Consider the following 21,432-nt stretch of genomic DNA (forward strand, 5'->3'; position numbering starts at 1 on the left):
CCCTACCTCACTCCACCACCTCGATCCGGCTCGTCCCGCCCGCACCTCTCACCACCCGCACCTGCGTCGTCAGCCGCTCCTTCAGCAGCTCCACATGCGAGATCAGCCCGATCGTCTTTCCGCGCGATCTCAGATTCTCCAGCGCACTCAGCGCCACCTCCAGCGTCTCCGTATCCAGCGTCCCAAATCCCTCGTCAATAAACAGCGAATCGATCGGATGATGCCGGCTTGCCAGCTCGCTCAATCCCAGCGCTAGCGCCAGGCTCGCCAAAAAGCTCTCACCACCTGACAGACTCTCCATCGGCCGGTCCACATTCGCCTGATACAGATCCACAATGCGCAGGTCCAGTTCATCCCCCTCCGCGGCCATCAGTCGATAGCGCTCCGCCAGCACTTTAAAATGCTCGTTCGCCAGCCCGATGAGCTGCCTCAGCGTCAGCGATTGCGCGAAGCGAGAAAACTTCGCGCCATCTGCCGAGCCGATCAGCTCCTTCAGCCGCCCCCAGCGCAGCGCTTCAGCCTCCGCTTCTTGCAGCGCAGCGCCGCCTGACTCGTGTCGCTTGCGCGCCTCATCATCATTGCGCACCTGCTGCTGCAGTGACCCCAGCTCGGTGCGCTTCGCCGCAAAGGCATCGTTCACCTGCCTCGCATGCGCCTCCATTTCGTTCAGCGCCGCCGCATCGCACACACTCTGTCCCGCAAAAGCTTGCCTGCGTGTTTCCAGTTGTTCCAGCTTCCCCAGTGTCGCCGCCATCTGTGTTTGCAGCGCATTCAGTTTTGCCTCTGCCTCACGCCACAGCTTCTCTGCTGCCGTCACATGCTCCTCATGCAGCCGGCGGTCTTCGCTCAGCGCTTTGCCTCCCAGCAATTCATTCAACTGAGTCTTCAGCGCATCCGCTTTCGCACGCAGTGTCACTCCTTCAGTCTTCAGTTCGTCCAGCCGTTTGGTCTTCGCTGCCTGCTCCTGCTGTGCCAGTTGGATGTCGCTCTCGATCTTCTGCCGTTCTCCGCGCTTTTGCAGCGCTTCCTCACGCTTCCTTGCAAACATCGCCGCACGCTGCTCCAGCGCACTGGTTTCGCGCTCCGCGTCGGCAGGCGTGGCAGGCTCGCGCACGGACACTGCTGAAAAAGCCTTCTGCACCGCCTCACGCTTCTTCTGCTCCGCGGCCTCCCGCTGTGCCAGCACTTCATCGGTCGGTGCCTCCAGCTCGCCCAGGCGCTTCTTTATCTCAACGATTCGCTTCTGCTCCGCCACCACCTCCGCTTCGGTCTTCGCCAGTCCACGTTCCAGTACTGCAAGATCACGATTAAATTTCTCGCACTGCTGCTCAAGGCCCCTGAGCAGTTTGCGCGCCGCCTGCAGCTGCGACTCAAACTGACCGCCCGCGTTGCCAAACGGGTGCTCCAGCGCGCCGCAGAGCGGGCATGCCTCTCCGGCCTTCAAGTCATGCCGGTGCTCGTCAAAACCTGCCACCCGCTCGGCATGCCGCGTCACCTCTTTCTGGGCTTCGAGCGCTTTTATCAGGCGCTCCAGCTCGGCACCATCCTTCTTCGTTTGGGCGGCGCCTTCGGCAACGCGTTGCGCCAGAGCCGCCGCTGCTGTCTCGGACTTGGCAAGATTTTGTTGCAGACTCAGCGCCTCCGCATGCCGCTTCCGCCCTTCGGCGAGTGCCTCAAACATTTCACGCCACTCACGCACCGCCACCCGTAGCTGGTTCAATTTCTCGCCCAGCTCCGCATCCCCCGCGTGCTGCTTGAGCCACTCTTCCAGAGTCTGTGCAGCCATCGCATGCGTGCTGAGAGCTTTCTCGGCAGCCTCTCGTCGGGCGGTCGCGTCCTTCTGCTCCTTCGCCCACGTTTGATACATTGCCCGGCTCTCGCCGAGTTGCTTTTCAAACTGCTCGCTCTGTGCCGCCATGCCTGCCGCCTGCTCCCATATCGGCTCGCGTTTCGTGCGCTGCTCCCTCGCCGCTTCAGCTGCCGCCTTTGCTTTGGCAGCTTGCGCCTTGAGTTCCGCCTGCGAGTTCGTCAGCGCCTCGTGCGCCGCGGTATGCGCCGCCATTTCAGTCACGATGGCGGCATGCTCGCGCTGCGCGTGCAGCTGTTGAGTGGCGTTTAGGCTCTCACCTTGCAGCCGCTCAGCGCTTTCTCGCGCCTTCGAAAGATCACCCTCCAGCATCCCGCGTCCTTCCTCATCCAGCACCACCACCGCACCCAGCCTCTCCTTCATCAGCCTCGCGGCCTCATCCTTCGACTTGTGAATTTCATACGTCAGTTTCGAAAGATCGCTGTAAATCTCTGTCCCGGTGATCTTTTCCAGCAGCTCTGCGCGCTCGTTCGGCTTTGCCTTCAAAAAAGCTGCAAACTGCCCCTGCGCCAGCAGCACTGATCGCAGAAACCGCTGCGAATCGAGACCGGTGAGAGATTCGATCATCGGGTCCATTTCGCGGCCTTTGTCGGCGAGAATTTTGAGCGTGGTGGCATCGGCCAGCGTCCTCTGCACAGGCTTCAAATTCCCCCCCTTGGTCTTTCCCAGCCGCCAGGTCGCACGGAGCTTTTGACCGCCTGCCTCGAAGTCCACCTCCGCAAAACACTCCATCGTATGCCGGCTCATCATCTCATCCGCCCGCTCATTCCCATATCGCGCAGCACGCCCATACAGCGCCAGCGTCATCGCATCCAGCAGCGTCGACTTCCCCGCACCCGTGGCTCCAGTAATTAAGAAGACCCCGGCGGCACTTAGCGGCGCTTCATCAAAGCGCACTTCATGCGTGCCGCTTAGCGAGTTGAGGTTTTGAAGTCGTACAGCTAGCAGTCGCATGGGATCAGGCAGTGACTTTTTGTTCTCTCATCGCCAGCAGTTCATCAAAGACCGACTGCAATTCTTCGCCCTGGATTTGCCTCTCCTTCAGCAGTTCGCCAAACACCTCCCTTGGCTGCAGCTCGTTCAATGCAGGCCCGTTGTGCTGCCAGGCACTGGTCTGGCTCTGCGGCAGATCCGCCAGCACCTTCAGTACTTCAAAGCGTCCGCCCGCAGCTTCGCGCACCTGCCGGTCCAGGTCAGCCTCCGGCGCGTCCAGCTTCACTGTTACCTCCGCCCAGCAGGCATTAGCCACCTTTTCAAGATCAGCCGCCAGCGTGGAACGGCTCACATTCACACGCGTCAGCACCCGCTTGGCAGGCAACGGCATCGTCTCAATCTTCATCCCCTGCGTATCGATCACCTCCACGCTCTTCTTGTCCCCCGCTTCCGAAAAACTCAGCGCCACCGGCGAGCCGCTGTATCTCACCGTTTCCGTTCCCGCCACCTTCTGCGGCCGGTGCAGATGTCCCAGCGCCGTGTAATCAAACCCGGCAAACACATCCGCACCCACCGCACCCAGATTGCCGATGTGGATGTCCCTCTCGCTGTCACAAGTGGTGGACCCCAGCACGGTCAGGTGCCCCATTGCGATCACCGGGCGCTCTCCTGCCACGCCACGGCACGCCTGAAGTTGCATCGCGTAGTGCCCTCGGATTGCCGAGCGCACCTGCGCCTGGACCTCCGCCATCACCTCACCCGCAGCCGCCTGCCGCAAATCCCGCTCCCGCAGAAATGGCACCGCCGCCACCACCGCTCCGCCCAGGTCCACCACATTCTCGCCCCCATGGCCAAACACATGCACCTCAAATCGTTTCAGCAGTTCCCGGGGTGCGTTCAGGTGGGAGGCCGAATCATGGTTCCCGCCCGTGATCACCGCCTTCACCGACCGTAGATCCGCCAGCCGTTTCAGAAAATCGAAATACAAGCTCACAGCATCCTGTGGCGGATTCGCCGCATCAAACACATCCCCGCTCAGCAGCAGCGCATCTATCTGCTCCGTTCTCAGCATCTCGATCAGCCAGTCGCAAAAAGCCGCATGCTCATGCAGGCGCTCGCGCTCAACGAGTCGCGCGCCGAGGTGCCAGTCCGCAGTGTGGAGGATGCGCATGCAGTTGCATAGGCAGGGCCATGGCCGCATGCAAGCACGGTATGAAAAGGTTCGGCCGCCCCTGCTTGCGGCCGCATTCTTCAGTTCCGGTTCAGCAGCTTGCGCACCTCGTCTTCCGTATAGGCGCTCTTTTTCCCCTCGCCCCGGTCATTGTAGTTTTCAATGATCTTCGGTGCCCTGCCGACAGCCTTCGAACGAGGCAGAGCCATCCCTGTTTTGAAACTCTGGTCCGACCCGCTGAAGAATGACCTGCCTTCACGCGCCTGCTGGCTGCCAAATTGGGATGCATCTGTCTTGAAGCTGCCTTTTGTCCCTCCCGCCTGCTTGTCTCCCAGCGCATAGGTCATGTCAAAGCCGGTGGCCTTTTTGCTGAACAGACTCTGATTCGTCTTGAACTGCTTCTGCCCCGCATACATGCCAGCGCCGCTGAAACTCTGCGAGTGGTGCGTCTGTTTTTGATAATACATGCCTGCACTCCCTTTGGCCAGTTTGGGATCCGTGATGTATTTTTCAAAGGAGCTGCGCTGATTCTCATTCGGCTTGAGCATGGCACGCTGCTCCAGTTTCATGCTTGACCGGTCCACCTCCTTTTTTTCCCCTTCCGTACTGGAGCACTGGCACATCAGCAAGCCGGTGCCCAGAAAGAGGAGAATTCGCACGGATGAGTTCATGGCGGGGGCGTGGTTGGGGCGGTCGGCTGGCGGGTGAGGAACAGGATCTCCTGCTTCACACCACCCGGCAGGTGAAACTTCGGCAGTTCCATTTCGATCATGCCCAGTTTGCCCCAGCTTTGGTAGAGTTCAAAGATGAGTTTTGCCGACTCTGGCGGCATCGCCCAGTTCATTCGCATGAGGTAAGCCTCCGCCGCTTCAAAGTCCTGCTGCCGTATGAAGAACCGTGCTTTCGCTGCAAAAAGTTCGGGCTGCAGTGCCGCCATGTCTTCCAGACGTTCCAGCGCGGCATCCAGCAGCTCGTGCGCAAGCTCTGCATGGCCTGTGTCTTCAAATGCCCTTGCCCACTCGATAGTCTGGGCGCCGCCCGGGAATGTCAGCCGCAGCGTTTCACTGAAGAGATCTTTTATCGCCGCTTCATCATGCAGCGCATGCGCCACCCGCACGGCCAGCGGCAGCTTGCGACCCTGCTCGCGGAAGGTCGGGATGTGTGCCACCGTCTCGCAGGCGTCCCAGGCCCAGGCGGCACGTCCGGCCTGGAGCATCTCTTCGGCAGCCAGCTCAATGCACAGGCGGTCTTTCTCCTCCACTTTCTGCCAGGCGGCGATAAAGTCCGCATGAGCTTCCTGCGGCAGGCTGCTGCTGAAGGCGCTCAGTGCCAGCGCCGCGAGCGGCCGGTCGGTGCCCGCACGTGCTTCCGTACGAAGCACCGAGGCCCAGCCCGCGGCTTGTTTTCCTGACGCCAGTCCTTTGAGCCAGGCATGCATGTCCTTGAGTGTGTCGCGATCCCGCGTCGTCGTGCGGAACAGGGCTGCAATCTGGGCGCGCCCTCGTTCCGGCGCCCAGTCAGGCTCCGCGGCCAGTACTTTGAGCTGCTCCAGCCGCAGCGTGAAGCGCTCATGGTCTCCCTTGATGGTGCGGTCCGCCTGCGTCAGAAGATTCAGAGCCTCGGCGGCGCGGTCATGCGTACGCAGCCCTGTCGCCAGCGCCACCACACAGGGCAGCGATTTTCGTTCGACGCAAAGCGTCATCAGATCACGCACGTCATCCCAGCTCCCAATCGCTGTGGCGATCTGGCAGCGCAGCTTCAGCAGCTCCTGTCCCGTGGGATCCAGCGGGTCTGCCAGCGGGACTTCGCGCAGAACTTTCAGTGCAGCCTGCGGCTGTGCCAGCCGCTGCAGAATCTGGCCGCGGTGCAGGCTCGCCTCGATGTCGATGTCGGTGCCTGCCTGATCATTGGCCACATAGCACGCATGCAGCCGGTCCCAGGCGGAAAGCGCTCCCTGATCATTCTGCATGCGCTCCAGCAGCAGCCCGAGTTCACGCAGGTAGGACACCTCGTGCGGGCGGCGGCGTTCCAGCACCTGTGAAAACTGCTCGCGAAACCCCTGACGACGCAGCTCGTCCTCATTGAAGCTTCGTGCCAGGAAGAGTGCATGCTTTTCTCGCAGTGTGTCGTCTCCCGGTTGCGGGGGCTTCAGCGGCGGTTCAGCCTGCAGCAGTTTCAGCGCGAAGCTCAGCCCCGGCTCTATCTCCATGGAGGTCTCACACACCCGCAGCATCCAAAGCGCATAGTCCGGATTCGACGGCGCACGGTCTGGCAGCATGCTGTAAATGTCGATCGCCTCCCGTATGAAGCCTGCACTCTCCAGCCGGCTGCCAAGATTGCCGAGTGTGTCCACCGAGTGCTCGGTGCGCAGGTCTACGGCCGCCAGATGCTCGCGTATAAGCCGCCGCCTCGTCGGATAATCCAGGGCACGCAGCTTCCCAAGCAGGTCATTGATCCGCCATTCGCCGAATTCAGAATCGGAACGTGGCCCCAGCATCGTGGCCCCATATTTTTGCGACAGCGCCGCATTGGCGCCGTTCACCACCCCGCCGAGTCCCTGCTGCACCATCAGCGCCTGGATTTCCCGCGTCTCCTCCCACAGGCTCCGCAGGTGCGGCGGCTCCTCATACCGTGACGAACCTTGCGGCAGCAGGCTGCCTTTCGAGTCCGCCATGTCACGCTGCGCGATGAACGGTCCGGAAAGGAATTCACCGAGCGTGTCTCCTCCCTTTTGGTCCGCACCGGCCAGTCCGGCGATCGTTGCCTTGCGGATGGCAGTCATCGCTGAAGGCCGGGTTCGCTGCAGCCTGCGCCAGGCATCGCGCAGGGCATCCTCGCGCTGCTGTTCCGAACTCGTCATTCGGCTCAGCAAGGAGAGGCTCAGGAGAAACGGATCATAGCTGGTGCGGTAGTTCTCCGCGACTACCGGCCCGCGCGAGGCAACATCAAGATACCGCCGCGCCAGATCCCAGCGCTCCGCGCTCTCCGCGATGCGGGCCAGGAACAGTGAGTAGTCCACCTCCATCTCCGGGGAGTTGACCGGCAGGCAGGCGCCGAGTGCCAGTGCCTCATCATAGCGCTGTTTGTCCCGCAGTTTGCTGGTCAGCTCCACGATGGCAGAGTTGCGCAGCACTCGTGAGCTGCCCAGGTGGGCGAGGTTGCTGGGAAGGAAGCGGAAGTTGCTCACGTCCACCAGCATCGAGACACAAGCCTGCAGCAGGCTGGCACGCGCCCTCACGACGTCGGAGGACCAGCCCTTCTCTCCCGCCCAGCTCACAGCTGTTTCCATGCCGCCGTTGTGCAGCGTCAGCCATAGCATGGCAAACTGCGTCTCAAGCTGGCTCATGTCTGGCAGGACCTTTGTCAGCACTGCGCGAAATTCCTCGCCGGCACCGGCATAATACAAGGCCCAGAGCTTCTCCACCTCGGTCGCGCTCGCGTCTGTGCTCCATTGTTTGATCCATTGCGCCAGTGCCGGGCCGCCGCGCGTGTGGCGCAGCTTTGCCATCTCTTCGATCGCCCGCAGTCGGACTAGGGCGGCGTCGTCCGGCAGTTCGGCAAATTCAGCCCGCGGCTGGCCAAGGAACGCACGCAGCGTGTCCATCTCCTTGCGGTCCAGTCCCGGCGCAAAATCCAGCAGAGATGCCAGATCTCCCGTCGTCACTCCACCGCCTGTGCGCCGCGTATCCGTCAGCGGCAGCGGTGCACGAATGCCGCTGAGCGCGTAGTTGCGCGTTGTGACTGGCGTGTTCAGCACGGCTTGCAGCTGCTTCTCCGCCTCCGCTTCATCCGCAAATCTCAGGCACTTCAGAGCCAGCCGAAGCCGTGCGCGGCCGTCCCATGAGCGTACTTGGGTCATCTGCTCATACACCCGCCGTTCCGCCTCATCCTGTCCCGAGCTTTGATAGTACTTCGCCAGTTCCTCCAGCGCGCCAGCATCCTGGGCAAACCGGCTTTCCAGCCGCCGCCTTACACGGTCTGCTTCTGAGATCTGAAAGGTCTGCTCCAGCAGTTCCACCAGGCGTCGGGATTCAGACGCGATCTCTTTCGGAGGAGCTGCCGCCGCGATCTGCTTTTGGAAATAAATCGCTGATTTTAAATCAGCCACCTTCAGCGCCGCATCGCGCAGCTGATCCAGTGAGAACGGCGTGTCAGGCGCGGTGTAGTACGCCTGCTTCATGCTCGCGAAGGCCTTCACATGATCTCCGCCACGCTCGTAGACCTGCGCCAGAGCTTCATGATAAAATCCATCAAACGGATGCCGCTGCACACGCTCCAGCAGCGCACGCTCCAGCAGCTTCAGCCGGTCACGTGCCACTGTGGGGGCCAGTTCCCCACCGCTCGCGTCTGAAAATGTCAGCCTGTCGATGCAGCGCCGCAGCACTTCGCGCTTGCGCTTCACATCTGTTTCTCGTTCCAGAATCTGCGCCTGCACCTCCACATGGTCGGTGATGCGGTGCTGCCGCAGCAGGATGTCGGCATAATTCTCCAGCAGTGGGATCGCCGCCGGTCCTTCAATCCGTTTCACCGCCTGCTTCCACAGGGCCAGCGCATCATCGGCACGGCGCTGCAAAAAATAAATCTGCGACAGCGCCGAAAGCAGCTGGCCCGAATCCGGAAATTCACGATACACCCGCTCCAGCAGTTTTGCCGCGGCCATGCCCGGTGGGGAGAGCGGCGAGTTGCTTTTCCACCCAGGACTGCTCGTCTCGGAGTCCGCGCGCCTTTCTGACTCCATCAGCAGTTCAGCCAGGCGCAGTGTGTAGCGGATGCGTCCTGCGGCATCCAGATCAGAAAGCCGTTGCAGCTGCCGTTGCATCAGCGCAAAATTTTCATCTTCCTGCGCCAGGTCCAGTTTCAGCTGCTCCACCACCAGGGAGACGGGAGCTTTCTTGTGGGTGGCCGGGTCAAACTCCAGTGCGTTCAACAGCGAATACGCATCTTCAAACTGATGCGTTCTCACCGCCCACCAGCAGCCTCGAAATCTTGCAGCCTGGGCTTCACCCGGTTTAAGACCGGCTTTTTTGGCGTTGTCGATGGCTTTTTGAGCGAACTCCAAAACGCGTTCCGGAAGTTTTTCGCGTTTGGCAGTTTCGTTTTCGTCGCTGGCAAAGCTGGTCCCGGTGAATGCATCGGGCAGTTTGAATTCGCCGTTTGCAGCAGGCTTGCTGGGAGCCTTTGTGTCACCGAGCAGGATGGAGAGTAGGCGTTCATCCGCGTCCACGCGTTCGTCGTCCGTGGTGCTGGCATGCCAGGCTTTTTCAATCCATTCCGCCGCTTCGTCATTCTCTCCCTGTTCTGCCAGCAGTTCCGCCAGGTGCAGCCATGCATCACGGCCTGCGCCCGGCTTGCTCACGGCTTCGCGCGCCAGAATGATCGCGCTGTCGAGGTTGTTGCTTGCTGCAAGAAAGGTCGAGGCGTCACTGAGGCGTTTTTGCCGTTCCTCCTGTGTCGTCGCGCCGCTGGCAAAGCTTCTCAGCAGATTGTCCTCCGCCACCACATCGCGGCGTGCCCGGAAAAATGCCGCCAGATCAAACACTGCTTCCGCCTTTTGCGGATCACGCTCCACGCGTGACCGGAGAATTTTTTCGATCACGGCATCAAGCGCCCGCGCCTGGGCAAAAACCAGCGCCTGTTTCTCCACATCGGCTGAGTTTTGCACCTCCAGCAGCTTCAGCAGGCGCTGCGCCGCGCTGGTCGCATCGCCGCTGCGCAAATCAGCCTCGCAGCGCAGCAGCACAATCGCAGGCAGATCGGTGCCGTCATTTTTGAGCCGCTCATCCAGCAGCTTTGCAGCTTCGTCGGCACCTTCATGGTTTAGCAAGGAACGCACCAGCTCCCAGCGGTAGTCTTCCACCTGCGGCACGGCCTGCACCAGCGCGCGCAGCCAGTGCAGCTGCTCGTCTGGCTCCACCGTAAGCTCAAAGAAACGCACCGCGTCCAGCAGCGCTTGTTCAGAGGGAGGCGTGTTCTTGGCGGCGTCCACCAGTGTCTTGCGCAGATCTTCCAGCGTGCCGAAGCGTTCATGCAGGCGCACCCGGCGCCGGAAGAAATCGAGATAACGCCCGTCCCGGAAATGCAGCAGGGCCAGTCCATCCAGCAGCGCCTTGTCCGCCTTCGCAAACTGGTCCGCGTGTTCGTAAATGCGCGCCAGATCATACAGCGCGTCCAGTTTGCGCTGCGGATCTTTTTGATCGGCCAGACGGGAGAAAAAGCTCGCCGCTCGTTCAGGAAATCCTGCCTGCAAAAGCAGCTGCGCCACCTGTCGAGCCAGGTCAATGTCCTGCGGTTTCAGAGATGCAGCACGCTCATACGCGTTCGCCGCCTCGGCGTTCTTCCCGCCTGCCATGGCCATGCCACCGAGCTCGATCCACATCTGCGGTCCCTGCGGATCGTCAGCGGGCACAAGCTGGGCGGCTTTCTTGATCAGCGTAAAAGCTGTGGCGGGGTCGGCCAGTTCACGCGCCACTTCCGCACGCGATCTCAGCAGGATCAGATTTTTGTCATCGGCTTTCAGCAGTTCGTCATACAGTTGCGCTGCCAGCTTCAAGTTTCCGCTGCGCCGAATCAGGTGCGCCTCCACAATCTTAACGGAGGCGAACTTGGACTTCTGCGCCTGCTGGGAGACGTTCTCCACGAGGAGCTTGGTGGAGTCATGCTTCTCGTAAAGAGCCCACAGGAGATCCAGCACGCGGCCGTATTCCGGCTGCTGCACCAGAAGCGAGAGATACTCGTTCGCCAGCTTGGTCTCGCGCTCTGCCCAGGGTTTGTCCGTGGTCTGGGCGTGGACTGGCGCAGCCAACGCCAGAGCCAACACCCCTGCGAGGTGTCTGAATCTCAATGGATGGCGTGCAAACTTCACGTTCGCATCATATACGTCTTTGAAGCAAGCGCCTACTTCAAAAGCTTCGCAAGATCAGGGGCGGTTTTGTGCAGTTCTTCGGCGATGATGCCTGCAATCACCTCGGCGCCGTGGGGGTTGAGGTGGGTGCGGTCGGTGGTTTTGGCGTCTTTGCCGGGGGGATTGAATGTGTCGGATTCCGCAATGCCGAGCTTGTTGTGGAGTTCCACGCTGCGCGTGAAAAGGTCGACCAGCGGAACCTGTTTTTCGGTGGCCACCTTAGTTGCGGCATCAGCGTAGGGCTTAAGCTCTCCGCGAATTTTATCTTTATCGAATACGCGGCGGGTCAGGGAGGTGACGATGATGGGCTTGGCACCGATGGCGCGGGCTTCGTCGATGAAACGGATGAGGTTTTCGCGGTAGGTGGTTTCGGGGTCAGTTTCGCGGGCGGGGCCTTTACCGGGCATGTCGTTGTGGCCGAACTGGATGAGGACGTAGGCGGGTTTGGAGTCGAGGACCTTTTGCCAGTTTTTGCTGTCGCGGAAGCTCTTGGTGCTCTGGCCGCCGCGGGCAAAGTTGAGGCATTCGGCCTTGGGGCCGAGGAGCTTGGCGAAGGCGGCGCCCCAGCCGGCGGTGTCGGTGACGGTGGAGTCTCCGGCAAGGGCGACCTTGGTACGGGTGTCTTCAGCGAAAGCAGTGCTGAGGCAGAGAAGGAGGAAAAGGAAGGAATGGCGGAGCATGTGGGAGCTTAACGTTCTGTTTTTTGCCATCTCGCACGATGAATGGAGCGTCCCATGTTGAGCCAGTCTTGCTCGAAGTCGGTGGTGGGGTAGAAGAAGGCGTCTGAGGGCCAGTCGAGGCGGGTAAACTGGTGCTCGCGGGTGGCGAAGCTGGCGAGGGCGTCTTCGAAGTAGGGCTGGTCGTCGGTTTTGAGGAGGAATTCGCCGCCGGGTTTGAGGATGCGGTGGAGACCGTCGAGGAATTCGTCCTGATTGACGAGGCGGCGTGAGACGTGGCCTTTCTTGGGCCAGGGGTCGGGGCAGAGGAGGTGGAGGCGGGAGACGCTGGCGGTGGGGAGGAGCCAGCCGACGGTGTAGGCGCTTTCAAGGCGCATGATACGGGCGTTGGTGAGGTGCTGACGCTCGATCTTGCGCCCGGTTTTGATCACGCGGCCGAGCATGCGCTCGACGCCGAGGAAGTCGCGCTCCGGGTGATGGGCGGCCATGCCGGTGATGAAGGTGCCGTCACCGCAGCCGAGATCGACTTCGAGGGGGCGGGTGGTGTCGGGGAAAATCTCTGCGTGGGTGAGCTCGCGGAAATGGTCTGGAGGCGTGAAGAGGGCTGGCACCGGGCATGGAGTGGCGGGAATGGGTGCTCTGCCAAGTAAAGATTTACGGAGGGTGAACCAAACTGGAAAATTGCGGGAGGCGTTTATAGTGTGTGGCACACGATTCCACTCAACCATGCCGATCTACGAGTTCTATTGTCCGGACAACAACAAGCTGTATTCCTTTCTCGCGCGCTCGCTGGCGTACCGGGACAAGCTGCCAGTGTGTCCGGATGGAGAGGGGCTGAAGATGGAGCGGCGAGTGTCGAGCTTTGCGGTGATTGGCCGGGCGAAGGAGGACGTGGCGGATGATCCGTTTGCGGGGGTGGATGAGGCGAAGATGGAAAGCTTCATGGAGGACATGGAGCGGGACATGGGAGGAATGGACGAGGAGAATCCTGATCCGCGGCAGCTGGGCCATTTCATGCGCAAGATGACGGACATGATGGGTGATAAGACACCTCCTGAGCTGAGGGAGATGGTGCGGCGGCTGGAGGCTGGGGAAGACCCCGAGAAGCTGGAGGAACAGTTTGGCGGGATGGACGAAGGGGAGGCGGGTGATGCGCTGTTTTCACAGATGCTCAAGCGCGCCAAGGCCGGACGCAAAAGTCCGGTGCGAGATCCGAAGCTGTATGAGATGCGGGATTTTGTGAGGGAGTGAGGGGGCTGGACGCCTGTTCTTCGTTGAAGCGGGCAAAGAACAATGTCGCTGGTCGCGCAGCGGCACGCGGTTCTGACTAGATGCTCGATGCCAGCGGTGAGGATGCCGTGGTCACACTGACTCCCCGCTCAACCTGTCACCCATGTGGCCGGTTCGTATCCGCGGATCCCGTTTTTGCCGCCTACACTAGTGAGTCAGCGACGCGGAGTGACAGTTGAACACCCGATGAAGCTGCGAATGGAGCAGAGAATTTAGACCGCTGAGAAATGTTCACGCATCGACGCCGGTGATTGGAAATCAGCCTGCTCATCTTTTCTGCTCACGAACAAGGTGGCTGCATGTCGGAGTATGGAGTTGTTTTTCAACTTCAGTTTCTCCTTCATGCGAGCTTCATTGGATTCCACAGTCTTGGCAGAAATACTCAGCCTCACTGCGATTTCCTTCACCGAACACCCCCGGCCTAGAAGGTAGTAGATCTGCAGTTCTCGTTCCGACAACAGGCGTTCCGCGTCGTTGATCTCCTGGACTCCGGGCATGGTGAAATTGCCGGCCAGCGTGGCCGTTACGCAGGGAGCGATGTGCTTGCGGCCTTCCACCACCGCAAGCAGCGCGGAAAGCACCGCCTCCTGGGAATCCTGGTGGGAGATGACAGCCCTGGCACCGCATTGAAACGCACGCTGCACGGAGAGTGTATTCATTGCCCTGCTGAAGACCACGCCCCTGGTGCAACCGCTGTTTACCTCTTTGAGGAAAGCGAACCCCTGGTCATCTTCCATTGCGGTGTCCACGACCACCAGATCCGGCTGGTGGCGGGGCAGCAGTGTTCGTGCCCTGGCTAAAGTTGATGCTTCAGCGCATACCTGCATCTCAGACCCCAAATCGATCATGAATTTTAAGCCGAGGCGTACGACAGGAAGGGGGTGAACTACCATAACTTGCTTGCGCACCAATTGGTTCATCACCGCGTTTTAGATTGAAACGACAGCGGGTGTCAAGGTAGGTGGGAATTGTTTTTTTATTAGGCGAGGGATTTATCGATATGTTTGTACACGGCTAGAGGTGCAGGGATTTATTATTTTTATTGTAATTTAAGTATTGAGGTATTGGTGAGGCGATTGTGTAGGGGAAGACCGTGAGAATCTACAGGGATTTACCTGTCATGACAAAAGGGATGAAATTCGGCTGAATCGTCCCGCTGTGAAAATAAAACCGATTCAACGCCAATCAGTCGGGGCGCCAATGCCTGCACGAGCAGGGAGAGGCGTGTGTCCCAAACGAGCAGTGAACGACAGAAAACCGATGGCCCCACCCGTGCTGACAGCCACCGCCGGTGTGGTGGCATAGAGGCATGTCTTGTTTCCGCCGGAAACTCAAAGTCCCCCCAAAAGCAACCAGGAAATACAAACACTAACCGACCCATACACACTGACCATCATGAAGAACAACCCGTCATTCCTATTCAAAATATTGCTGTTAGCCTTTGCCCTCGCAGGAGGACAGTTGCAAACGGTCTACGCCTGGTGCGGAACCGAAGCCGAATTGGCGGCGGAGCAGGCGAAGCTCACGGCGCTCAAGGCTGAGCTAGCTCAACTCTACAAGGATATCGCCGGCCTTTCCGACGACATCGTTGCGTGGTCTGGCTCCAGCCAGCCTGGCGCAGATAAAAAAGTGGAGGATTTAAAGAAACAGAGAGATGCCAAGCGGACGGCCGCCCAGGCGAAGCAAGGGGAGGTTACAGCGCAGCAGACCAGGGTGGATACCTGGCAAAATAAAGACACCGACCCTGCCTGCCAGCCGACGCAGCAGCCGACGCAGGGGCAGCCGACGCAGCAGCCGACGCAGCAGCCCACACAGCAGCCCACACAGCAGCCCACACAGCAGCCCACACAGCAGCCCACACAGCAGCCCACACAGCAGCCGACGCAGCAGCCGACGCAGCAGCCGACGCAGCAGCCGACGCAGCAGCCGACGCAGCAGCCCACACAGCCGACGCAGCAGCCCACACAGCCGACGCAGCAGCCCACACAGCAGCCCACACAGCAGCCCACGCAGCAGCCCACGCAGCAGCCCACGCAGCAGCCCACGCAGCAGCCCACGCAGCAACCCTTCCAAGAACCCACCCAGCAACCTACCCAGTAGTCTTTCCTGATCAAACCGGCATGAATGCATGCTATCTTTAGGTGCATTCATGCCATTTAGGATTAAAATAAAAGGCCAACATCTTATGAACACCCGTTATCTGCCTGCGCTCATTCCTCTTGTTGCGATAGCATGCTTCTACTTGGTCCGGCCAAGAACACCGGTAAATGGTGGCCATGGAGGTTCTTCAGCCATCCGATCCGAGAGTTTCACGACAAGTGCTCGTACTCCTGAAGAAGTCGCCGCGGCCACCGCCGAGAACCGCAAGCGGATCGAGGGGCAACTGGCAGACGCCGCCTCTTATGAAATGCAGCGTGAAATAGACGAGGCTGCCTTCGCCGTTCGCGAGCCCAACTACCGTGCATTGTTTTCCAGATGGGGGATCGGCGAAGCCGCAGCGAACAGAGCGCTCTCGATCATCAAGGAACGGGAGCGCCAGAAAGGGATCATGTTTGTGAGATATCTCAAAGCCGAAGGGCGTGAGGGCAGCGGCAAGGAATTGACGTTATCAAGTGAGGTGGAGGGTGTGCTGGCCGAGCAGGAGCTGGTCAAGCTGCTCGGCGAAAATCGTCATCGCGAACTGGCCAGGCTCGATGAAAAAATGAACCACGAAATCGCGACGCGGGCCCGCCTTGAAGACGATTGACGGGCCTTGGGGCATGCGCGCCGCAAACAGGAAGAGGCAGGCCGGACAGCGCAGAACATTCTGAGCGCCCGGCCTGAGACAAACTGTGGCGCATTGGGATGGGATGGCCGGAGGTGCGGCAACAACGGCTCTGTGCGAAGGGCTCCGTGGAAAGGACCGATGGTGTGACAGAATGATTTATCAAAAGCTAACTTTATGAAACTTCGCCTGGCTTGTTTAGGCTTCTTCGTGGTTGTCTGGCTGATACCCTTTTTTGTGTCTGGAGCGATGCTTGGCCCGCTGCCTGTCAGGGTCTATTCCAGGCTGAATTTTCAATATACGGCCGCGGGCCTGTTTACGCGCCGGGTGCCTGTGTGGCATCAAACTCTGATCCAGGTGCAGTCGAAGGGCGCGGCCGACTGGAAAACGATCGACACGGCGGAGCTGTCACCGATGGGAGCGTTCGGTTTCCGACAGAGGGTAGACCGGGTGTTGATGGACACAAATTCGCATGTGAAGGTGGCGCCGATGGTGAGACAGAGGCTGGCGGAGTGGGTGGCGAAGGAGTATGCCAAACTGCACCCCAATGAGGGAGAAGTGACGGGGGTGAGAATGGGGAACACGATCTGGACGACCCACCGGCCTGAAATGGCGAATCCGAGCGGCGAATGGGTGCGCGATCCTGTGGACATCAAGCCATCGGCCCCCTTCCGCCCGTACGCGAGCTTTACCGTCACGCAAGGGAAGGCGGTGGCTGACAGAATGCCACCGTCAACGCCGGCTGTCACGGCGCCGGCGAGCCGGACGCCGAAAACGACTGAGCGACCTGGCACAGGATTCAAAACCGCCGACCTGGAAAAATGATGAAACAAGAACACTTGGCGAGCACGGCGGAGGAAAAGCAAGGGAAGGAAAGCCCTGCTTCTCATGCCGACGGTGTCCGATGCCCCCACTGCGGCAAGGACATTTCTGAGGCCGCAGGCACGGGCTACCTCACTGCAAAGGCAAAAGCGAAGCTGAGAGACTGCGGGGAGTTTCTGGTGGGAGACGCGGATGTGCTGCCGCTACGGGTGTTTGAGATTCTGTTTACGCTGACATTTCTGGCGTGGATGGGGCAATGTTTCCGCACGTGGGAGGAATGGCTGACGGAGGCGGGATTTCACCTGACGGCGTCCGAGCTGAACCCCATGGGCTACCCTGCGCCTTTTGAATTGCTCACGGGGCCGGGAGTGGCGGGGCTGGCGGGTGTCATTGGTTTGTCGGGCCTGCTGATGATCTTGAACAAGTGGCGGCGGCTTGCACTCCTGGGGCTGTTTGCCAGCGCCGTGTATGTGCAGGGTGCAGACACGATGTCTGCCTTTACGCTGAACAAGCTGTATGTGGCTGTGTATGGCATCCTCCTGATGACGCCCGGCTATATTTGGAATGCATCGGCCGGACGCTTCGTAGGATCAGTGCTTGGCCTGCGGGTGATACAAGCCACGCTGCTGCTGCAGTACCTGGCGGCAGGGGTGGGCAAGGCATTCAAAGGAGACTGGCTGAAATACAGTGACGTGCTGCACACCCAGGTTCAGGGGGTTTACAGGACGAACATGGCGGCATGGCTGCTGCGGGTGCTGCCGGCATGGTCCTGGACGGTGATGCAGTGGATGTCCCTGCTGTTTGAACTGGAGGCGCCGGTGCTGTTCTGCATCCGCAAGCTGAGGCCCATCGGCTTTGTGCTCGGGATCGGCTTTCATGTGGTGATCGCACTGGTGATGAAGGACCTCATTTTTTTCAGTGCGCAGATGATCACCTTTTATGCGCTGTTCGTGAGTGCGGATGAGTGGCGCTGGCTGGGGCGAAAGGCCGTCCGGGCCTGGAAGAAAACGGGCGCTGCGGTGATGCCGGGGACGCTGGCTGGGAGCGAGCCGACGGCAGTCGCGAGAATGACTGATGAAAGCGCAGGTGCACTGGCGGTGAACATCGGGCGTTCTGGCTCGCGGCGGCCATCGCGCCGGCTCTTTTTGACGGGGGCGGGTGTTACGGTGGCTCTGCCAGTGCTGGTCTCCGTGGCGGATCGTTTTTTCATGGGGCGGCGTGGTGTGGGCAGCCGGGCGGGGGTGAAAAGTGACCAACCGATGCGGCTGGTGTGCGTGGGGAACGCCTTTGGGTTTTATCAGCCGGCCTTCTGGCCGAAGAAGACGGGACGCGGCTATGATCTGCCGCCGCTGCTGCGCCCCCTGGCGGAGCATCGGAATGATTTCACACTTTTCTCCGGCCTGGATCATGGACTGAAAGGCGGGCACTGGGCGGTGAGCGCCTTCCTGAGCGGCATTCGTACGATTGATGCGAAGAGCCGGGAGGAGCACAACATGACACTGGACCAATACGCAGCGGAAACGGTGGGTGGTGCGACGCGCTTTCCGGCGCTGACGGTGGGCTCTGAAGGAGGGCTGCTGGGCGGCTGCATGATGTGCTGGACGCGGGCGGGGAACCGGGTGCCGCCGATTTCGGGAGCGAAGGAGCTGTTTCGGCGGCTGTTCATTTCTGACAGTGCCCGGGAGCGGGAGCAGACGCGTGACCACTTCGCCCTGCAAGGCTCGATCCTGGATGTGGTGCGAGACAATGCCAGATCGCTGGAGCGGCAGATGGGCAAGCAGGATGTGGAGAAACTGGACGAGTACTTTACCTCGGTGCGGGAGGTAGAGAAGCAGATCGAACTGCGGAAGCGCTGGGTGGAAGTGGAGAAGCCGAAGCCCACCATGCCGGAGCCGGACGACCAGGGACTCGTCGGCGATCTGCCGGTGCTTTATGACCTGATCGCCCTGGCTCTGCAGACGGATTCAACGCGCGTGGCCACGCTGGAGATCGCGGGTGGATTTGAAGCGGCAGCATTTGGCGTGAAGCGGGACTACCATGCGCTCTCACATCACGGGCAGGTGCCTGAAAATATCGAGGGGCTGGTAAAACTGGAAACTTACCAGATGGAGCAGTTCGCGCGCTTCCTTGGGAAAATGAAGTCGATCCGGGATGGTGATGGCACGCTGCTGGACCACGCCATGGTTCTCTTTGGCAGCGGCATGGCGAACGCGAATGCGCACACAAACGACAACCTGCCGATCATCCTGGGGGGCGGTGGTTTTGCGCATGGGGAGCACCGTGGGTACTCCATGCTGGGCCTGAACAAGCAGCCGCTGTGCAACCTGTATGTGACGCTGCTGCAGCGTTTCGGCCTGGAGGCGGAGGCGTTTGGCACCAGCAAGGGGACGCTGACGGGTTTTGCGTGAGGTGAATCTTTTTCAACAGCCAATGCCCTGCCGAATGAAAGCCATCGCCATCGTGCTGACATGTTCCCTAGGAGGCCTGCATTCAGCATGGGCGAGCGAACCACGGGCTTTTCTCAAGCAGTACTGTACGGACTGCCATGGCGCGGAAAAGAAGAAGGGGGACCGGCGGCTTGACCAAATTGTGCTCCCGGCGAGCAACGAGGAGGATGTTCTGGCGCTGCAGGACATCGTGGATCAGATCAATCTGGGTGACATGCCGCCGAGGAAGGCACTGCAGCCAAGCGCTGACGAGCGCATCGCAGTTGTGACGGCGCTGACGCGGGAGGTCACGGAGGCCAGGGGAAGACTGCGCAGTACGGGCGGCCGGACCGTGCTGCGACGGCTGAACCGACGGGAGTACCGAAACACGGTGTCTGACCTCCTGGCTCTGGACATGAGCGGGTTTGACCCAACGGCGAAGTTTCCGAGCGACCAGCTGGCCGGGCAGTTCGACAATGTGGGGGATGTGCTGCAAAACTCCGGCTATCTGCTGGCGCAGCACGTCGCTGCTGCCGACCAGCTGATTGAAAAGGCAGTGGGCATGAATGAGCGGCCTGCGGAGCAGCAGTGGGTCTTTAACGGTGACTTTCAGCAGCAAGAGGAACTGGATGTGGAGCATAAGAGGCAGTACGGCTTTCGCTACCTCTGCCTCTATGAGGTCATGGATACGGAGAATCATGAGGGAGGGTATGCCGCCATCCACGGCTTTGAAAAGGGGGTGCCGTATGACGGCCGCTACGAGATCAAAGTGAAAGCGCAGGCGATGCACCGGCGACATCCCTACGATCCGGATATTTTCAAGCGGGTGACCGAGGAGCCGTTTCGACTGGGCATCGTGCCGGGTGACTGGACTGCGGGGCGTCTGTTTCACCCGCAACCGCTGGAGCCAGAACTTGCCGAGGTGTTCATCAATGATGGCGAGCCGGAATGGTATACGATGGAGGTGTGGCTGGATGCGGGAAAGACGCCGCGCTTCATTTTCCCCAATGGCATGGCCTCCTGCCGCCATGCCTTCACGCGGATCGTCACGCGCTATCAGGACATGTGGCCCAAAAAGGAGCGAGGCAACACCATCATGCCGGAGGCGCGGCGCATCGTGCTGCAATACGGCCAGATGCCGCACATCCGCATCCATGAGGTGCAGGTACGCGGGCCGCTGTACGAGACATGGCCGCCGCCGAGCCAGCGGGCCGTTCTTGGAGACCGGTCCATTGCCTTTGATCCAGAGCGGACACGGGCGGTGCTGCAGAATTTCGCTGACCGGGCGTGCCGGCATCCCGTGAAAGCGGAGGTGGTGGAGCGGCTGATGGGACTGGTGGAAAGCCGGCGGCATGCAGGCCGCACGCCTGAGGAAGCCCTGAAAGACGGCCTCAAGGCGGTGCTCTGCCTGCCGGAGTTTCTTTATTTAGTGGAGCCCGGCCAGGTTGGTGAAAAGCTGCCGGCGCATGCTCTGGCCGCACGACTTTCCTACTTCCTATGGGCGAGCCTGCCGGACGCCGAACTGAGAAAGCTGGCAGACTCGGATGAACTGCTGGAAAGCGATGTGTTGCTCAGCCAGACGCGGCGCATGCTCAACAGCCCCAAGTCTGACGCCTTTGTGGAAGGGTTTCTTGATTCCTGGCTGAACCTGCGGAGCCTGGGTGACACCCCCCCTGACCGCGCAGCCTATGAGCGGTATTACATTCAGGACCTGCAAGCTGCGATGAAGCGTGAAACGCAGCTTTTTATGCGCCATCTCCTGAATGAAAACGGCAGCGTCGTCCAGTTTCTGGATAGCGATCACACCTTTGTGAATCAGCCGTTGGCAACTCTGTACGGCCTGGGAACGGTGAGCACGCCTGCTGATGCGCATAAGTTCCGCCGCGTCAATCTGTCCGACCGCCGTCGTGGAGGGCTGCTGGGACATGCGAGCGTGCTCACCGTGACCGCGAATGGTGTGGAGACCTCCCCAGTTACGCGAGGGGTGTGGCTGCTGAATAACCTTCTAGGCACCCCGCCTGCACCGCCACCGGACAACGTGCCTGCGATTGATCCCGACGTGCGGGGAGCCACGGCGATACGCGAGATCCTGGGCAAGCACCGCAGGGATGCTGCCTGCAACGAGTGCCATCAAAAAATCGACCCGCTCGGCTTTGCCTTGGAGAATTTTGATCCCATTGGCATCTGGCGCACGCACTATCAGGTGGCAAGGAAACAAGGGCCGTTGATTGATTCATCCGGTGAACTGCCGAGCGGTGAGGCATTTAGAGACATCATTGGCCTCAAGGAAATCTTGGTTGCACGAAAGGGGCGATTTGTCCGCACTCTGACCGAAAAGCTTCTCGGCTATTCGTGTGGCCGTCGAGTCGAAGCGACGGACCGCAGTGAGGTGGATCAAATCCTCACAGAGTTCGAAAGGCGCAAATTGGGCATGCGTGATCTTGTGGAATTGATCGTGATGAGCCGTGCGTTCCGTTGCAAATAAATCCTTGGTTGCCTTCTGCTTCCCTTTCCGCGCCTGCGCGCAGGCCTGATGAATAATGCGCCGAGGTCAGCAGTCCGAGCATGCGTTTTTTGTCGG

General features: G+C 60.3%; 13 protein-coding genes. 6 read left to right on the plus strand and 7 right to left on the minus strand.

What is annotated here, in order from left to right; translation table 11 throughout:
• Positions 1-7 precede the first annotated feature (7 nt).
• From ACILSO_RS03100 to trmB, 6 genes are all read right to left on the minus strand, one after another.
• Complete coding sequence (locus ACILSO_RS03100; RefSeq protein ID WP_395735901.1) at positions 8-2,821, minus strand: AAA family ATPase; 2,814 nt, start codon at positions 2,819-2,821, stop codon at positions 8-10.
• Between the two features lie 4 nt (positions 2,822-2,825).
• A complete protein-coding gene (locus tag ACILSO_RS03105) occupies positions 2,826-3,971 on the minus strand; it encodes an exonuclease SbcCD subunit D C-terminal domain-containing protein (protein ID WP_395735902.1) in 1,146 nt (381 codons plus the stop codon).
• 80 nt (positions 3,972-4,051) lie between these two features.
• Positions 4,052-4,642: a hypothetical protein gene (locus ACILSO_RS03110; RefSeq protein ID WP_395735903.1), complete on the minus strand. Its 591-nt coding sequence runs from the start codon at positions 4,640-4,642 to the stop codon at positions 4,052-4,054.
• A complete protein-coding gene (locus ACILSO_RS03115; RefSeq protein ID WP_395735904.1) occupies positions 4,639-10,773 on the minus strand; it encodes a tetratricopeptide repeat protein in 6,135 nt (2,044 codons plus the stop codon). The genes ACILSO_RS03110 and ACILSO_RS03115 overlap by 4 nt, the downstream gene beginning before the upstream one ends.
• Positions 10,774-10,865: 92 nt before the next feature.
• On the minus strand, positions 10,866-11,552 hold the full coding sequence (locus ACILSO_RS03120) for a rhamnogalacturonan acetylesterase (protein WP_395735905.1): 687 nt from the start codon (positions 11,550-11,552) through the stop codon (positions 10,866-10,868).
• An 8-nt stretch (positions 11,553-11,560) separates the two neighbouring features.
• A complete protein-coding gene (gene trmB / locus ACILSO_RS03125; RefSeq protein WP_395735906.1) occupies positions 11,561-12,160 on the minus strand; it encodes a tRNA (guanosine(46)-N7)-methyltransferase TrmB in 600 nt (199 codons plus the stop codon).
• 115 nt (positions 12,161-12,275) lie between these two features.
• On the opposite strand from trmB, the gene ACILSO_RS03130 reads away from it, so the two are divergent.
• Positions 12,276-12,800, plus strand: a complete 525-nt coding sequence (locus ACILSO_RS03130) for a cytochrome C (RefSeq protein ID WP_395735907.1) — start codon at positions 12,276-12,278, stop codon at positions 12,798-12,800.
• Between the two features lie 251 nt (positions 12,801-13,051).
• Here the strand turns inward: ACILSO_RS03130 and ACILSO_RS03135 are convergent, their stop codons facing one another.
• Positions 13,052-13,759 carry a LuxR C-terminal-related transcriptional regulator gene (locus ACILSO_RS03135; protein WP_395735908.1) on the minus strand — a complete coding sequence of 236 codons (708 nt, stop codon included), beginning with the start codon at positions 13,757-13,759 and terminating at the stop codon, positions 13,052-13,054.
• A gap of 475 nt (positions 13,760-14,234) precedes the next feature.
• Here ACILSO_RS03135 and ACILSO_RS03140 point away from each other — a divergent pair, with 475 nt between their 5' ends.
• The 5 genes from ACILSO_RS03140 (at position 14,235) to ACILSO_RS03160 (ending at position 21,336) form a co-directional block, all read left to right on the plus strand.
• A complete protein-coding gene (locus tag ACILSO_RS03140) occupies positions 14,235-14,939 on the plus strand; it encodes a hypothetical protein (RefSeq protein ID WP_395735909.1) in 705 nt (234 codons plus the stop codon).
• Positions 14,940-15,024: 85 nt separating this feature from the next.
• Positions 15,025-15,585 (plus strand): hypothetical protein, encoded by a 561-nt coding sequence (locus ACILSO_RS03145; RefSeq protein ID WP_395735910.1) that lies wholly within the window; start codon positions 15,025-15,027, stop codon positions 15,583-15,585.
• A 195-nt stretch (positions 15,586-15,780) separates the two neighbouring features.
• Entirely contained in the window at positions 15,781-16,428 is a 648-nt protein-coding gene (locus tag ACILSO_RS03150) for a hypothetical protein (RefSeq protein WP_395735911.1), read from the plus strand.
• A complete protein-coding gene (locus ACILSO_RS03155) occupies positions 16,425-18,833 on the plus strand; it encodes a DUF1552 domain-containing protein (protein WP_395735912.1) in 2,409 nt (802 codons plus the stop codon). Before ACILSO_RS03150 ends, ACILSO_RS03155 begins: the two co-directional genes overlap by 4 nt.
• 34 nt (positions 18,834-18,867) lie before the next feature.
• Positions 18,868-21,336 (plus strand): DUF1592 domain-containing protein, encoded by a 2,469-nt coding sequence (locus ACILSO_RS03160; RefSeq protein WP_395735913.1) that lies wholly within the window; start codon positions 18,868-18,870, stop codon positions 21,334-21,336.
• The last annotated feature ends 96 nt before the right edge of the window (positions 21,337-21,432 follow it).

Origin of the sequence: Prosthecobacter sp. (assembly GCF_044226605.1) — a bacterium.
GTDB lineage: Bacteria > Verrucomicrobiota > Verrucomicrobiia > Verrucomicrobiales > Verrucomicrobiaceae > Prosthecobacter.

Bases quoted from the DNA above. Each gene is read 5' to 3' on its own strand.
- ACILSO_RS03100 (WP_395735901.1), bottom strand. From the start codon at position 2,821: ATGCGACTGCTAGCTGTACGACTTCAAAACCTCAACTCGCTAAGCGGC.
- ACILSO_RS03105 (WP_395735902.1), bottom strand. From the start codon at position 3,971: ATGCGCATCCTCCACACTGCGGACTGGCACCTCGGCGCGCGACTCGTT.
- ACILSO_RS03110 (WP_395735903.1), bottom strand. From the start codon at position 4,642: ATGAACTCATCCGTGCGAATTCTCCTCTTTCTGGGCACCGGCTTGCTG.
- ACILSO_RS03120 (WP_395735905.1), bottom strand. From the start codon at position 11,552: ATGCTCCGCCATTCCTTCCTTTTCCTCCTTCTCTGCCTCAGCACTGCT.
- ACILSO_RS03130 (WP_395735907.1), top strand. From the start codon at position 12,276: ATGCCGATCTACGAGTTCTATTGTCCGGACAACAACAAGCTGTATTCC.
- ACILSO_RS03135 (WP_395735908.1), bottom strand. From the start codon at position 13,759: ATGAACCAATTGGTGCGCAAGCAAGTTATGGTAGTTCACCCCCTTCCT.
- ACILSO_RS03140 (WP_395735909.1), top strand. From the start codon at position 14,235: ATGAAGAACAACCCGTCATTCCTATTCAAAATATTGCTGTTAGCCTTT.
- ACILSO_RS03145 (WP_395735910.1), top strand. From the start codon at position 15,025: ATGAACACCCGTTATCTGCCTGCGCTCATTCCTCTTGTTGCGATAGCA.
- ACILSO_RS03150 (WP_395735911.1), top strand. From the start codon at position 15,781: ATGAAACTTCGCCTGGCTTGTTTAGGCTTCTTCGTGGTTGTCTGGCTG.
- ACILSO_RS03155 (WP_395735912.1), top strand. From the start codon at position 16,425: ATGATGAAACAAGAACACTTGGCGAGCACGGCGGAGGAAAAGCAAGGG.
- ACILSO_RS03160 (WP_395735913.1), top strand. From the start codon at position 18,868: ATGAAAGCCATCGCCATCGTGCTGACATGTTCCCTAGGAGGCCTGCAT.